Origin of the sequence: Periweissella fabalis (assembly GCF_012396505.1) — a bacterium.
GTDB classification, from domain to species: domain Bacteria; phylum Bacillota; class Bacilli; order Lactobacillales; family Lactobacillaceae; genus Periweissella; species Periweissella fabalis.
Genome location: NZ_JAAXPN010000001.1, coordinates 153,285 through 168,286, shown reverse-complemented (window position 1 = coordinate 168,286; position 15,002 = coordinate 153,285). Strand labels below are relative to the sequence as shown.

At 37.5% G+C, this 15,002-nt stretch carries 19 protein-coding genes; 6 read left to right on the top strand and 13 right to left on the bottom strand.

Annotated features, from left to right (window positions below):
* Positions 1-231: 231 nt before the first annotated feature.
* The 3 genes from HF964_RS00830 to HF964_RS00820 form a co-directional block, all read right to left on the bottom strand.
* Positions 232-720, bottom strand: coding sequence for a YcjF family protein (locus HF964_RS00830; RefSeq protein WP_168721159.1), 489 nt, complete (start codon positions 718-720; stop codon positions 232-234).
* A gap of 84 nt (positions 721-804) precedes the next feature.
* Entirely contained in the window at positions 805-1,155 is a 351-nt protein-coding gene (locus HF964_RS00825) for a PH domain-containing protein (RefSeq protein WP_168721158.1), read from the bottom strand.
* Between the two features lie 3 nt (positions 1,156-1,158).
* Positions 1,159-1,533 carry a TetR/AcrR family transcriptional regulator gene (locus tag HF964_RS00820; RefSeq protein WP_168721157.1) on the bottom strand — a complete coding sequence of 125 codons (375 nt, stop codon included), beginning with the start codon at positions 1,531-1,533 and terminating at the stop codon, positions 1,159-1,161.
* A 172-nt stretch (positions 1,534-1,705) separates the two neighbouring features.
* Between HF964_RS00820 and HF964_RS00815 the strand changes: the two genes are divergently transcribed.
* Positions 1,706-2,011, top strand: a complete 306-nt coding sequence (locus HF964_RS00815; RefSeq protein ID WP_168721156.1) for a hypothetical protein — start codon at positions 1,706-1,708, stop codon at positions 2,009-2,011.
* Positions 2,012-2,030: 19 nt separating this feature from the next.
* On the opposite strand, the gene HF964_RS00810 is transcribed toward HF964_RS00815, so the two are convergent.
* The 3 genes from HF964_RS00810 to HF964_RS00800 are packed head-to-tail and all read right to left on the bottom strand — an operon-like array spanning position 2,031 to position 3,955.
* Positions 2,031-2,873 carry a DUF1129 domain-containing protein gene (locus HF964_RS00810; protein ID WP_168721155.1) on the bottom strand — a complete coding sequence of 281 codons (843 nt, stop codon included), beginning with the start codon at positions 2,871-2,873 and terminating at the stop codon, positions 2,031-2,033.
* Positions 2,874-2,916: 43 nt separating this feature from the next.
* Positions 2,917-3,621 carry a DUF1129 domain-containing protein gene (locus tag HF964_RS00805; protein WP_168721154.1) on the bottom strand — a complete coding sequence of 235 codons (705 nt, stop codon included), beginning with the start codon at positions 3,619-3,621 and terminating at the stop codon, positions 2,917-2,919.
* Between the two features lie 4 nt (positions 3,622-3,625).
* Positions 3,626-3,955: a PadR family transcriptional regulator gene (locus HF964_RS00800; protein ID WP_168721153.1), complete on the bottom strand. Its 330-nt coding sequence runs from the start codon at positions 3,953-3,955 to the stop codon at positions 3,626-3,628.
* Positions 3,956-4,098: 143 nt separating this feature from the next.
* Here HF964_RS00800 and HF964_RS10060 point away from each other — a divergent pair, with 143 nt between their 5' ends.
* Both HF964_RS10060 and HF964_RS10055 read left to right on the top strand, forming a co-directional pair.
* A complete protein-coding gene (locus HF964_RS10060; protein WP_420850112.1) occupies positions 4,099-4,377 on the top strand; it encodes a cupin domain-containing protein in 279 nt (92 codons plus the stop codon).
* Between the two features lie 2 nt (positions 4,378-4,379).
* Positions 4,380-4,595: a cupin domain-containing protein gene (locus HF964_RS10055; protein ID WP_420850111.1), complete on the top strand. Its 216-nt coding sequence runs from the start codon at positions 4,380-4,382 to the stop codon at positions 4,593-4,595.
* Positions 4,596-4,979: 384 nt separating this feature from the next.
* Here the strand turns inward: HF964_RS10055 and HF964_RS00790 are convergent, their stop codons facing one another.
* The 4 genes from HF964_RS00790 to HF964_RS00775 all read right to left on the bottom strand — a co-directional run bounded on the left by HF964_RS00790 (position 4,980) and on the right by HF964_RS00775 (position 9,236).
* On the bottom strand, positions 4,980-5,564 hold the full coding sequence (locus tag HF964_RS00790; protein WP_168721152.1) for an isochorismatase family protein: 585 nt from the start codon (positions 5,562-5,564) through the stop codon (positions 4,980-4,982).
* Between the two features lie 120 nt (positions 5,565-5,684).
* The gene (locus HF964_RS00785) at positions 5,685-6,332 is read right to left on the bottom strand and encodes an NAD(P)-dependent oxidoreductase (protein ID WP_168721151.1); all 648 of its coding nucleotides are present in this window, start codon (positions 6,330-6,332) and stop codon (positions 5,685-5,687) included.
* Between the two features lie 400 nt (positions 6,333-6,732).
* Complete coding sequence (locus tag HF964_RS00780; protein ID WP_168721150.1) at positions 6,733-7,827, bottom strand: acyltransferase; 1,095 nt, start codon at positions 7,825-7,827, stop codon at positions 6,733-6,735.
* A 146-nt stretch (positions 7,828-7,973) separates the two neighbouring features.
* Positions 7,974-9,236 carry an MFS transporter gene (locus HF964_RS00775; protein WP_168721149.1) on the bottom strand — a complete coding sequence of 421 codons (1,263 nt, stop codon included), beginning with the start codon at positions 9,234-9,236 and terminating at the stop codon, positions 7,974-7,976.
* A 215-nt stretch (positions 9,237-9,451) separates the two neighbouring features.
* Between HF964_RS00775 and HF964_RS00770 the strand changes: the two genes are divergently transcribed.
* Positions 9,452-10,411: a cation:proton antiporter gene (locus HF964_RS00770; protein WP_168721148.1), complete on the top strand. Its 960-nt coding sequence runs from the start codon at positions 9,452-9,454 to the stop codon at positions 10,409-10,411.
* A gap of 128 nt (positions 10,412-10,539) precedes the next feature.
* Here HF964_RS00770 and HF964_RS00765 read toward each other — a convergent pair whose 3' ends face one another.
* Both HF964_RS00765 and HF964_RS00760 read right to left on the bottom strand, forming a co-directional pair.
* A complete protein-coding gene (locus tag HF964_RS00765; protein WP_168721147.1) occupies positions 10,540-11,124 on the bottom strand; it encodes a cadmium resistance transporter in 585 nt (194 codons plus the stop codon).
* Positions 11,125-11,138: 14 nt separating this feature from the next.
* On the bottom strand, positions 11,139-11,747 hold the full coding sequence (locus HF964_RS00760) for a phosphatase PAP2 family protein (RefSeq protein WP_168721146.1): 609 nt from the start codon (positions 11,745-11,747) through the stop codon (positions 11,139-11,141).
* Between the two features lie 577 nt (positions 11,748-12,324).
* Here HF964_RS00760 and HF964_RS00755 point away from each other — a divergent pair.
* The gene (locus HF964_RS00755) at positions 12,325-13,251 is read left to right on the top strand and encodes a C40 family peptidase (RefSeq protein ID WP_168721145.1); all 927 of its coding nucleotides are present in this window, start codon (positions 12,325-12,327) and stop codon (positions 13,249-13,251) included.
* A 191-nt stretch (positions 13,252-13,442) separates the two neighbouring features.
* Here the strand turns inward: HF964_RS00755 and HF964_RS00750 are convergent, their stop codons facing one another.
* Positions 13,443-13,883: a Fur family transcriptional regulator gene (locus HF964_RS00750; RefSeq protein ID WP_168721144.1), complete on the bottom strand. Its 441-nt coding sequence runs from the start codon at positions 13,881-13,883 to the stop codon at positions 13,443-13,445.
* Positions 13,884-14,022: 139 nt separating this feature from the next.
* Here HF964_RS00750 and HF964_RS00745 point away from each other — a divergent pair, with 139 nt between their 5' ends.
* Complete coding sequence (locus HF964_RS00745; protein ID WP_168721143.1) at positions 14,023-14,943, top strand: metal ABC transporter solute-binding protein, Zn/Mn family; 921 nt, start codon at positions 14,023-14,025, stop codon at positions 14,941-14,943.
* Positions 14,944-15,002 lie beyond the last annotated feature (59 nt).

Genomic DNA, 15,002 nt, shown 5'->3' with positions numbered 1-15,002 from the left:
ATTCCGTTGTTGATGTTAAGTTAAGCATGATTTCGTCAATTCCTTTACTTTGAATAGGCAGATTATAACATATTTAATCAGAACTATAAGGAAAAATAATTTGAAGATATGGGCTTTCATCATGGCTTTGAAAACCTGTGTCTTTCGCCCTTAAAGCAATAAAATAAGAACCAGCCACCAAAATTTTAATTAGTGACTGGTTATAAACAAGTTATGTTAAGTTGACTAGCTTTATTTTTGTGCTTTTTTGCTATGTTTACTTGAACGACGGAAGTTAAAGGCGGCCAGAATAACGTCTTTTAAATCACCGGGCGTATCAAGCTCTCCTGCTTCAAGGGCTTGTGCAACAGCCATCCCCATTGAATTAGTAAAGGTATATGCCACCGTGGCGTTAATCGCACCACCAGTAATCGTCCCAATTCCAGGGATAAATTTAACCAAATTTCCGACAACTCCACGAGCGACTGTAGTTGTTGCTAATGAACTTAAAATCCCTTTGATAGCCCCTTCCGTAATTGAACGACCATACAATCGGTATAATTCAATAATCATTGCCGTTTGACCAGGAATTAAAATAGCTGCATCCGTAAACGGAATTGGTGACACTGCCACCCCTGCTGCAGCCACAGATGCCCCTTTAATAGTGGCTAATGCCCGTTGATTTGAAATTCCTGCCTTATTATTACTTGGTAAAAGCCGGTTTTTAATTTCATCTAACATGTATTCATCCCCCTTAATTACTTACTTATTATTCTACCAAATATCATAGTGCGACACCAACTGGGAGGCTTCGCGGATTAAGGTTTAATTGATGTACTCATTGATCGTGCGTACCAATTCTTCTGGCTGCTCCACACCCAAAACTAGCCGTGTAAATTCAGCATTCTTTAATTGAATTACCACTGGTTGGCTACTACTTTTAACATTAAAGAACGTTTTTTCACCATCTTTGTGAAATGTACCGGCCCAATAACCTGGTAAAGCGGTTCCCGGTGCCCTTAATCCTTTACTTTCGTGTAAAATACCAGCATCAATTGAGGCCCCGGCTACTTGTGCTAGCGGAAATTCAAGTTTATCTTTTAAAGCAGCTAGTTTGTTAACCCCTTGTGGCATAACAATTAAGGTTTGATTTTCAATTTTAACAACATTTTCCATGATTTATTCTCCTTTAGTAATAATACCGCTGTGTCTCAACAATGCATGGCCAATTTGGGCTTCAATATCAGGTGTTTGATTAGTGGCATACCACGTTTGAATCATTTGGGCCACTTTAGTGCTTTGTGGAGCTACTTCAAGCATAGCAATCAGTAACAACCCCCACTTCAATTGCGGATCCTCCTCATGTAAACTTAGCTCAAATGCCGCGATAAACATCCCTAATTTACTACCGAAAGTACTGTATAGACTACCACGTAGAATCCCTGTTACCTTAACAATATCATCAAGCGATGTCCCATTATAACCATTCTTAATAAACAACCAGCCAATATCATGTAACACGACTGTTGGATCAAATTTTTTATTTCTTCCCATGCCCTTATTATGATTATTTTTGACTGAATAGTCAATAATAATTCATTAATAAATTTCAAGCTTTGAGAGTGTCTTTTTTTAACAATAATGTTTATTATAATGATTAAAAAGTAATTCAATTATTATTTATTTTTATCATTACATATTAGCTATCGGTAAAGGAGGCACTACAATGACTCAATTTACGTTTATCATCATTGCGATTATCTTAATCTTACTCGAAGAATTTGTGCTCGCTAATAATCGCTATTTCTGGCTTGGGGCGATTTTGCCCGGCATTGGTGTCCTGGGTTTATTTTTGATTTGGCTTAATAGCCCCACACTCACATGGTATGACTATGTAATGATTCCACTGTGCCTGCTTTTCATCATCTATGCGTGGGGCTATGGCCGTAGCTTCTATCATAAACGTAAGAACCGCAAACTTCGGGCACTACAAATCCACAACCAATACCAACAAAAAACCGGTCTACGCTAATGCGCAGATCGGTTTTTAATCACTTATTTTTATTTTTTCGATTTTGGAGGTGAATAATTACCCAAAATAACACCAATAATATAAATAAACCACCACCAAAGAGTAAGCGACCATTTTTGGTATCAAATACTAATCTTTCAATCTCATCAAAGCGCATTAGAATACCTAAGCCACCATTTACAAGCTCAAATAGATAAATTGGTAAATAAATTAATTTAGTCTCCTTATTAGTGAAAACAACATACCAAATCGTCAACGCTAGTAAAACCAGGACGATGACGACAATACTTAACCAGCCATTAAATATAAACCGCCATGGCGTCTTTAAGTAAAATAATCCCCAAACCGGTAGTCCGACCACCACGAAGGCAATTAATTGTAATAACAATTGCAAAAATTTATTCGTAATTTTTTGTTTAGCTTGATAAAACATTGTCGCTAAGTACTTAATACCTATGACAATTAGGCCAATTATGTAGACCGCTATCAATAAAAATTGACCAACATCGAGAGTTGCTCGTGGATTAACCAACGCTGGTAAGAAAGCAAATGCAAGCAAATTTTCCACCACTAGGCCAATTAATTTAATAATTTCACGCCATGACATTGGTTCAACCTTTAATAACTCATCAGCCACTTGCATCGGATTTTTACCAAAATATTGCGCTGCACTGATTCCTTCATCTTGGGCATCGAGGATATCATTAAGAATTTCGAGTAACAGCGTTTCACTTTTAAACTCGTTTTGTTTAAATGATTTTAATCGCATATAAACTAAAAAATCACTGTAAAACTGTTCATTTTCAGGATTTAATAACTTCCGTAATTCATTATTTTTTTCAATTAATTCACTGGTTCTCATCGGTTTGTTCTCCCTTAGTTAAAAATAAGTATTACTAGCATATTTATAAACGTAGTAAAATTCCCAAGATACCCAATCCCATACCAGTTACATAAATTGGTAACATCTTTGGTTTACCAATTTTGAAATACCAAATTGTTAAAGCGGCCATGATTATCATAACGATTCCCATGCTAACCTGTGAACTTATTAAAAATCGTAATGGCGTTTTCAATAGACCGATTCCGCCACCTAAAGCAACAATCATAGTAAATGACAATATCATCAATAATATTCTTAAAATATTTGATTTGATGGTCCGTTTTACTTGATATACCAAATTACCTAAATATTTTAATATAAACCACACGATGATAAATCCAGAAATAATGAACAATAGTATCTGTCCTAAATCGATCATCCCGGTTGGCATCGCTAACATTAATAAAATGGTATATAGTCCATAACAACCAAAAATAATCCCACCAAAATATAGCATCGCTTGCCAAGAATTCGATAGCGTTACCAACAGTTCATCGGCGACTTGCTTAGGATTTTTACCAAAATATTGAACCGCATTTGTTCCTTCATCTTGGGCATCGAGAATATCATTAAGAATTTCGAGTAACAGAATTTCTACTGTGAACGAATCTTTAATCACGGTCTTAAAACGCATATAAACTAAAAAATCACTATAAAATTGCTTGTTTTCAGGATTTAATAACTGCCGTAATTCATTATTTTTTTCAATTAATTCACTGGTTCTCATAGTACTACTCTCCCTTCACAACGCCATCGACAATCCCAACTAATTCATGCCATTCACTAATAAATTTCTTTTTTTCGGCTAACCCAGCTGCGGTAATATAATAATATTTGCGATCACGACCACTTGCAGCCGTGTGCATTTCGGTTGATAACAACCCTTTATTGGTCATACTGGTTAATAATGGATAAATCGTACCTTTGGGAATTGCTAGTAAACCATAGTCATTCATCGCTTTGGTAATCCCATAACCATAGTTGGGTTCTTTAGCTAAAATGACGAGCATAATTCCTTGGAGCACCCCTTTTAACAATTGACTTGAAACATTTTCTGCCATGTCATCCTCCTGCTACGGTATGTAATACATACTACTATACAAACTAATAGTATGCAATACATACCATTAAGAAAATATTAAGCAACGTTTGACAGCGACTAGGATTATTGAAATAATTTAATTATTAACTTAAAGGAGCTTATATGATGATTCCAAAAGAATACTGGATTGAAAAACTCGGCTTAATTCCCCATCCTGAAGGTGGTTACTACAAAGAATTACCGGCGGCAGACGTTTGGTTAGCTGAGCAAGAGCGCCCATTATACACAAATATTTACTTTTTACTCACTGCGGATAGCCCTTCACATTTACATGCGTTAACGGCTGATGAAGTCTGGTACTTCCACTATGGTTCATCACTGCAAGTCCATGAAATTTTACCTTACCGGATGGAGACTACCAAAAAACCACGGTTGGCTTAGACTTGACCGCTGGCGACGTCTTACAATACACTGTTAAACATGGGCATATTTTTGGTTCATCGGTTGCCGCTGGTGATGATTATGCGCTAGTCAGTTGCATGGTCGCTCCTGGCTTCACGTTTGCTGATTTCAAACTATTTAGCCAAGCTGAATTACATGCAAGCTTCCCACAACATCGCGAACTCATTAATGAACTCGCAGTTGAAAATGTCGACTAACTTATTTGCATACTAAAAAACCGTCGAGCATGATGCTCGACGGTTTTTAATTTAGCAATAATTGTGTTGGTGGAGTGCCAAGGCAGTAGAGCCAAGACGTGCTCAAAGCCGCAAGACGTTCTAGGCAGTAGAGCCAAGACGTGCTCAAATGACCAGACAATTCCGCCAAGGCAGCTGAGCCAAGACGTGCTCAAAGCCGCAAGACGTTCTAGGCAGTAGAGCCAAGACGTGCTCGAATGACCAGACAATTCCGCCAAGGCAGCTGAGCTAAGACGTGCTCAAAGCCCCAAAAACCTCCGTCTAACTTACCTTGCGCTGATGCCAAGAACGCATCATTTGCAAGGCCACGTTAGTACTCGGTTTTTCCCAGGGGCTTTTCGCACTCTATTTTACCGCTGCCAACACTTCCGCCACCGTCCGGCTCTTACCCAAACGAGGGAAGATCACTTCAGTCACGAATTCGTGGGCGCGTAAGCTTAAGTCAGTCATGGCTTCAGGTACAAAAACCACGTTGTAACCAGCTTGCGCAGCTTCACGAGCCGTTGTATCAACCCCAATTGATGAGGCGATCCCAGTTAAGACCACCGTGTCAATTCCACGACGACGCAATTGGGTATCTAAATCCGTGCCGTAAAAGGCGCCCCAGTTGTGCTTGTCAACAATCACCACATCAGCATCTTGGTTATCCTTAACATCAAGGGCCAATTCAGTAAAGCTTTCATCAGTTGGCTTAGCAGCTGCATGCGGTGCATCCGTCAATGGGTTGAAGCCTTCACGACCAGTATTACGTACCCGAACTAACACCACGGTTGCCCCAGCCGCTGCAAAAGCGTCGGCTAATTCGTTGTTTCGGGCAACCAATGTTTGACCATCGATTGGTGCAATATTATCGTAACCCACGATTCCTTTTTGAACGTCAACAACAACCAACGCTGTTTTGGCTAAATCTAAGTTTAATGCTTGTGTCATAAGTAAGTCTCCTTTAAAATTCTGACTTAATTATAACCATGAAACAAAATTCTGCGATATTATCTAGCTCAAATGTAAGAAATTTATAATAAATAACATTACTTTTTTGAGCAGCCAATTTTAACCATTCGCAACCGTCAACCGCCCCCGCGTTGTCGTTGGTTGTTCCAGTTCAGCTAAAATTGCTATTGCCATTGTACCGGAAGTTGTGACTGATTCACCATTGGTATTAAAAAGCACATCGTCAGTCCCATGGAGTGGCTTGTCACTCGCTGGTCCTGCGGTAAATAATTGTGCAGGCGAGAATCCAACCCAATTAACATTATCAACTGATCGTAATAAGTCTAATTCGACCAATTGGGCTTGTGGTACCGCCCGCCATGGTAGAGTACTTTCGTCAGCTAAAATTTCATCAACTACCAAATGATCACCGTGTTTTAAACTACCGGCCCCCAAGATAAAGGCTACTCGTGGCATATTCTCCCCCCGAAGTTCATGCACTAAGTGTGCCGCTAAATCAATGTGTAAATATGCGGTTGTTGGTGCGGTCGCAAAAGCATTAATCACGACATCATATGCCATTAACTGGTCTTTAGTTAACGTAAATGCATCTTGGGCTAACAATTCAATCCCAGGATTTTCGTGTGCTAATTGTGCTAACTTTGCTTCATCCCGGCCGTTAGCAACCACCATATGTCCGTGTTCGTGTGCTAATTTAGTTAAGGCACTTCCGGCCATACCAGTTGCACCAATAATTAAAATCTTCATAAGTATCCCCCCTATATGTTTATGCTTGTTTCTTCGTCGCTCCCCGTTGTTACAAATCTAATATAACTTTTTACTTACTAATTGTCAACATATGTATGAAATTTAATACATTTCACTTTTCTTTAGGCATAGAAAAAGGCTTGGATCTAATCCAAGCCTTTTGTACCTAGTGAACTAGGCTACTAAACTTCTCTCTTATGCGTCAAGTTAGTTTTTAAACCTTCTAATTCAATGCGCTCTCTTACAATCGCAATGACGCTTACTTCTACTCTAGCAGAATTCTAAGCGTATACTGTAATTATTAGGAAAATTAAGCAGAATTTAAAAAATAACACTTAACTCTTTTTGCGGTACTAAATCACTGCAAAAAACGCACTCCAACAGGCCGATATATTGTTGATTACTTTACATTAGCTGATTTGCGCCACAAGGCTTGTGGCATCCCTAAGACACGATATAGATATGGCCAGATAAAATTAGTAACGGCTTCCGCGATGAGAGTTAACGCCAAACTAAGGCCAAATACTACGATCCCAATCACTAAGACATACGGAATTGTGGCTTTCCCACTGCCCAAAAGATGAATGAAAAATGGGTAGACGTACATATCAACGATAAATGACATCAAGTACACGGGTAAGGTGTATTTACTCAACCAACTAACCCATTTAGTCGGCCGTTGTGCCAAAACGTTGATAAGCATAAACAATGCAATTGATTGCACCATGACTAGTAATGATGGGTAATTACCTTCCGCCCCACCGACAAAGGGATTACGGCGTAGCATATTAATACCAATACCGGCTAATGTTGTCAAGATTTCAATACTCAACAACCACTGCCAATTAATTTTAAGCGTGAACTTACGTAAATAGGCGCCAATTAAATAGTAAACATATGGATATAGTTGATAAATTACATGATAATTAATCGGTAAATTAATCCCAAAGCCCGTTGATAGTGGTGTTGGTAATCCAACCACAAGCATTAAGACGCCAATCAACGCCAACAACCAATATTTATTAGCTTCATTAAATCGCGCAATTACCAAATTAACAAAAGGGATCAATAAGTATAATGTCGCGTAAATTTTAACATACCAGGCATAACCAATTAATTGATATGTCCGAATGCCATCCCAAATTTGATGTACTGCTAAGGTCTGGTGCTTGATAGCCACTAAAATAGCATATGTTAACAAGCTACACATTAAATACAGTAACAAAACTTTTCCAAGTTTAATATAGTAATCATAGCTGAACTTTTTATTCAACATTAGATATCCAGTACACATGAAAAATAATGGCACACTAGTAATAAATAATTCATAATCCGTCGCCATAAATAAAGCTACGAAGCGGCCAAAAGTATTGGCTGGAATTGTATACTGGATGTTCAAGCGAAAATGAACGAGTAAAACTGAAAAACAAGCGATTACTTTGATGTAATCAATGCCGGCAAAATGCGGCGGTTGGAGCTTGTGTAAATTAGGCATATTTCCATTTTCTTTCTTTAATTAATAATTACTTAATTTATTTTACTGGTCATTAGTTATAAGTCAATTAGTTATATCAAAAAAGAACACGCTCGTAAGCATGTTCTTTCATTTAATATCATATTTAATTTTGGTATGCTAATTTACTACTTTAAAGCCATCTTACCAACGGTTTGACTGGCCTTTTGATTCGCTTGATTACTACTAATCAAAGCTCGTCGTTGGCTAAAAATAATGCCTAAATTAACAATCAATAACAAAGCCGTCGCCACAAAGACAAATGAATAGCCAAGTACACCAGAAATTCCGGCCCCTAGCAATGGTCCAATAACCCCACCAATTGATTGGAAGCCCTGGTTGTAACTAAAAATACGCCCAAATGATTCGCGTGGCACATCAAGGGTCAAGATTGTTTGCACCGCGGGCAATAAACCGGCATTGGCCATCCCCAAGACAAAGCGCCAACTGGCTAAGCTCCACGGTGAACTAACAAAAATCATCGGTACAAATGATAGAATTGCTAAAATCAAGCCTCCCACCAGAATTTTTTCGGGCCCAATTCGATCCATTTTACGGCCAATATAACCAGCTACCAGTAAGGTACCAAACCCTGGCATGGCCGCTACGACACCACTAACTAACGAAACATTGCCATGACCGTGCATTAATTGATTAACAAACAAGGCAATAATTGGACTAATTGACATCAAAGCCGATTGAACAATCATGGTGGTAGCAAACATCGTAAAAATTAATTTAGGTTGCTTGATTTCCCGCATTAATTCCTTAAATGGCTTCATCGCTTGTTTTTCAATTGGTGTGAAGTGTTCTTTGACGTTCACAATCGTCAACACAAAGGCCATCGCCATTAAAATCCCCGTTACAAAAAATGGTACACGGTAACCAAATAAATCAGCTAAAACACCACCAAATAATGGCCCTAATAAGTTACCAGTAACATTAGCCGTCATCATTTTGGCCATCACAGAACCAGAGTGATGACGACTAGTCTCACCAGCCATTAGAGCCGTGGCATTGTTAATATATCCTGAAAACAAGCCTTGAATAGTTCGCAAAATAATCACTATCCAAACATTAGTCGCCAGACCAGTTGCAAAAATAGTAAATGCCATGACACCTGATGCACGCAAACACATTAGCTTTCGTCCTTTTAAATCAGCTAAATTCCCCCACAATGGCGAGATAAGTGCTTGTGCTAAAAAAGTAATTGAAAATGCAATTCCTGCATATAAGTTTAATTCAAAGCGACTAAATCTCCCCAATGTGCCAATAAATAATGGTAAAAATGGCATCGTCATTGAAAAACCCATCCCCGTAATAAAACACCCGAGCCAACAGGTTATAAACGTTCGATGCCATCCCTTGGAGTTCTCTGGATCCCCTTGCATATACTAAACCTCCTCAATGATTATTAATTATTTACTACTATAACATGTTTATATAATCATAATCATTTATTTATTAAATTTTATGTTTAACTTTCTAATTCCTAATTTATTTGTTATAATTAGGATATTATATTTTCGGTTGAAGTGGTCTTCAAGAATTAACTAGTCGGGGAGCTAGTTGGTACTTGGGGACCTTTTTTTATGTGGAGGAATTTATGCTGGTAGTTATTTGTTTAGTTTTAGTCGCCTTACTAGTTGGCTGGTTAGTTGAAAAAATTCATTTACCCGCCGTCATAGGCCAAATCTTAGCTGGCCTATTATTTGGCCCAAGTCTATTAAATCTTGATTTGCCAACTGACTGGCTTCATTGGGCTGGTGAATTAGGGGTCTGGGTTTTGATGTATGAGGCTGGTATTGCTGTTGATGCACAACTGCTTAAGGCTAATTTCAAAATTGCAAATCGAGTGGCTTGGCTTGGTGCCCTTGTGCCATTTACCGTCTTTTTAATAATTGAACTTAGCTTACAACAATCACTTTTAATAGCTAGTTTTAGTGGTTTAGTCTTTGCAGCAACTTCAATTTCAATTACCTTAGCGGTTTTAGGAAGCCACCATCAACTAGGATCGCGTTTAGGTAGTATTATTCTTGGGGCTGCAATTATTGATGATATCATTGCCATTATTGGTTTGAGCGGTTTAACTTTATTAACAAGTGGTGGTAATGTTAATCCCGCTAACTTATTACCATTAGTTTGTTTTATTCTTGGCTTTATTAGTCGGCGTTTTGCTCCATTTGAAGCCTTTAATCATGGTCTAGTTAGCATAGCTACTTGGACTGTAATTCCTATTTTCTTTGCTGGCATTGGCTTACAAATTAATTTATTAACCTTAAAATCTAACCTCGGTCCGTTAGTAATTTGGACAATCATTGCCATTATTACTAAAATGCTGGGTGCTTTAGTTGCTAGTAAATGGAGTGGGTTGCCAACGATTGAAGCCGCGGCAATTGGTAGTGGTATGATTGCTCGTGGTGAAATGGCCCTAGTCATTTTAAGTGCTGGCTTAGCTAGTCACTTAATCACATCTAACCAATTTGGTTTTTATACCGCAGTTGTCACGCTAACAACTGTAATCGCTCCATTTATCATGGAACCTTTATTTAAACGCTTACACTAACTCCAAAAAACGCGTACTAACTGGTTCCTAAATATAAAAATCCCGACTGAACTTTTTTTAAATTCAGTCGGGATTTTTCGTATTTTATACTAGTATCGGCCTTCTAATAGTTACGACACCGTTGCGGCTTACTTAAGCTTTAATAAAAGTAAAACACCCAAAAGCATAAATACTATTGGAACTAATTTGTCAGTATATTTAGTTAAAACCCACTTGATTGGCGGAATTTGCGCAATTAGGACTGATAGATAAATCCACCCGACCGTCAATGGCATAAACACCCCGATCATTAACATTGCCTGAGCTAAAGTTTGCTGTTGAAGAACTGGAATATAAATCGCCAAATTATCGGCACCACCAGCTAACGTTAATGCTGTAATTGCTAAAACATTGCGCCATGGCTTAGTTTGAATATTAACAGCTGGATCAGTCGTTTTTGCTGCATGTAGATTAGTTATTAACATTTTTAAGCCCATTAAAATCGGCACAATCCCCAGCCATTGCATTAAACTTGGGGCAACATAGCTTAATCCCATACTAAGCAACCAACTTGTCAACACAAGAATTGCCATTCCAATCAGTTGGCCATAGACTAATTCTTGCACACGTAAACGATGTTTGATAATTTCTTCATTTAATAGAAGTAAAATTACTAAATCATCTAAGTTGGTGCTAATGAAAATTCCAATTGTTACGACTACTAACTGAAGCATTCATGCATCCTCACTTATTTAATAATTCGTAACCAACGGTAGTTAATATACCACAAAATATTAGTCCATAAATATGCTAATGTTGCGCCACCAATTACATCGGTTAAATAATGATTACGTAAATATACGCGTGACGCAGCGACCATTACAATCCATAATACCCCAACGAGTGCAAACAAATAATATTTAACATTGTGGGTTTTAAATAATGCTAGAAACATTAACACACAGATCGTGGCAGTTAACGTATGAATACTTGGAAATGAATAGCCATGATCTAATACTAATTGATGAATTGGCCGCGGCCGCCCCACAATGGTTTTGACCACAGTTGCAATAATTATTGCCCCATCAAGCCACAATGCTAGGTAAAGTGCCCGCCCTTGCCGCTTAGCAACAAAAAATAGATATAGTATTATTATATTTATCAAGCCTAACCACAGTGCTGGAGAAGCGGCATAAGTTACCTCTAACATCCACGGTGTATCGGGGCCAAGTAAATGTCCATGAATTGTAGCAAAACCAAAATTATCAATGCTCTGCGTATGCTTGCTGATTACTAGTACTATTAGGATACTAAAAATAACTGCACTGATTCCAATTTTTAACCCTATTTTTTTCATAAAATCCTCGTATCTAAGAAAGTTCAATAGAAGCACTTTACCAAATATTTACATTGGTGACCATTAAATGAATTTTAAAATACCTAATTTTTAACATTTTAGCTCACTTTATTAAACAATTATAATAACTGAACAGTTATAAGCAGATTATTAGGTATATTTTTAATAAGTGCTATTATGGGAGTATGGAAGCTAGTAGTCATCCCAAGCTACTACTTCCTGACTAGTTTTACCCCAATTTACACTAGTTCATCATACGTCTGTCAAGCATGCGATTTTTAATTGCATGCTTTTTTTATTTTTTTGTCTTAATTTTTTCTTAATAAACTTAATGATAAATCTAATATTATTAATTAACAAAATATTAATTGACGAATTTTTACCAATTAAATTGTCTATTATTGATTAATTATCGAACTATGTAATATACCTGTAACTTTAATAGCACTTAACAGTAACAATAACGCGTTAGAATATACCTATATTAATTATTAAAAAGACATTAAATAAGTCAGCGGTTTAACCGTTGCACACATTAAACTAAAAAATTAACATGTCTATCTGGGGAGATAAAAATATGCATAATTCCATTAAAAAAACCGTTTTAACTACCATTGCTACTGCCGCAACTTTAGGTGTAACTGCTATTGCTGCTAACGCAGACACTGTTACTGTTAAATCAGGTGACTCACTTTCAGCAATTGCTTACCGTAGCCACACAACTGTTGCTGACTTGATTAAGTTAAACAACATTTCAAATCCTAACTTGATCTTTGTTGGTCAACGTTTGAACACAACTGCAAACAACACACCAGCTGCACCTGTACATAACAACGTTCCAACAGCTGCACCTGTACATTCTTCACAACCAAACAACAACACCGCAGCTACTGTAACTGTTCAACCTGGTGATTACCTTTCATTGATTGCCGTTCGTAACCACACTACGGTTTCTTCATTAATGCAATTAAACCACCTTTCAAACCCTAACTTTATCTATGTAGGTCAAAAACTTATCGTCCGTGCAGGTGCCAACAACGTACCTGGTTATGCCGGTGCATCTTCTGACCAAAATAACGCCCCAGCAAGTACTCCTGCACCACAACCTGTTTCAGCACCTGCACCACAAAACAACAACCAATCTGCTAGCCAACGTGCGGCAGCGGCTGCACAATATGCACTTAACTTTGTAGGTACTCCTTATGTTTGGGGTGGCTCAACACCTTCTGCTTTTGATTGCTCAGGTTTAGTTACTTATGTAATGTCACACTTTGGTATTAACTTGCCTCACCAATCAGGCATGCAAGCTGCTGCAACCACTCGAATTGCAACTTCACAAGCCCAAGCCGGTGACCTATTATTCTGGACTTTATCTAATGGTAAAGTTTACCACGTAGCCATCTCTCTTGGTAACGGTCGCTACATTAGCGCCCTTGAACCAGGTGTTGGTACTCAAATTGGTGGTATGGCCCGTCAAGCTAACTTTGCTGGTCGTGTACGTTAATTTTTAAATTTTAATAATAAAGTGGCTATTAGATGCATATGCTTTAGCAGGGATTTATAGCTAACTCGTGTTTCAAAGCCCGCTATATTCGAAATAAATCAAAAAACCAGGAAAATTCATTTTCCTGGTTTTTTTGATTTTAGCTACGACTAGTATTTCTCAATATCGTCGCCCTTTTATGGCTTAATCCTTTACTTAGCTTGGCATACTGCACATTTACCAATCAATTCAAAATGCTCTTGTTCAATTATATAACCTGGTAGTTGTGCTAAAATTGGCGAAATATCGGGCTGTTGAATTTCAATAATCCGTCCACACGTTTCACAAATAAAATGTGCATGTTTAGTATTATTAAAATCACATTGAAACTTAGCACGGATACCATTGTCAAACAAACGCGTTTCAACAATCTGGAGTTGTTCTAACTCTTTTATATTCCGATAAACAGTTTCATTACTCATTTTAGCAAATTGAACTCGCATTTGTTTAGTCAAATCAGCTAACGTTTGATAAAAATCTTTATTCACAAACAAAAGTTCAAGTAAAGCCAATCGCTGCTTAGTTGCCTTTAAACCACCCTTTTTCATAATTTGGACAGCCTGATCTACATCGATTTCATTATTTAAATTCATTAAAAATCTCCTAAACGGTAATTTTTACTATTTACAAACTGATATTCTGTGGTAAAGTTAAATAGTACTAATTACCATTTACTATATCATAGTTTTGGTAATTTTAAAATTGTATATTACGTACTAAGAGGAGATATTTATGTTTCGTTCAAAAAAATCATCATGGCACTTATTAGCAGTTGGGGCTCTTGCGGTAACTGCTGCCTTCACATTAGCTGCATGTAGCTCAAATAAGAGCGCAACTTCTGACAACAATCACGATATTAAAGTTGTTGCTACCGTTGACTTCTATGGTGAAGTTGCTAAAGCTGTCCTTGGTAACCAAGGTAGCGTAACATCAATTATTAACAACCCTGATGTTGACCCCCATGATTATGAACCAACTACTAAAGTTGCACAACAAGTAGCTGGTGCTAACGTCTTATTATCAAATGGAATTGGCTATGATACTTGGATGGATAAGTTAGCTAAAAACAATTCTAAAGCCACTAATATTCATGTTGGTGAAGATATTGTTAATAAGAAAAACGGTGATAATCCCCACCTTTGGTACCGTCTTCAAACTATGCCAGCCTTAGCAAATTACTTAGCTAATAAATTTGCTAAGATGGATCCAAAGAAAGCCGATTATTTTAAAGCCAATGCCCAAAAGTATGTTGCCTCATTACAACCACTTAACCAATTAGTTGCCAAACTTAAAGCTGGTAGCAATGGCAAAGGTGTTGATGTTAGTGAACCAGTCTTTACCTATGCTTTAGATGAGATGAACTATAAGGTTAATAACCAAAGCTTTGCTGATTCCGTTGAAAATGGAACTGACCCAGCTCCAAAAGATGTTGCAGCAATGGAAAAAGATATTACCGATCACAAAATTGATTTCTTCGTTCAAAATACCCAAGCATCTGATAAAACAGTTGTTCAATTAGTTAAATTAGCTCATGCACACAATGTCCCAGTGGTTAATGTTACTGAAACTATGCCGGCTGGTAAAGACTACATTCAATGGATGACTAGTCAATTTAAACAAGTTGAAAAGATTCAAGCCAAATCAGCAAAATAGTTTGACTATTTATCATTTCTATGTAAATTTATAAAGATAGATATTTTTGTGGTGATGGC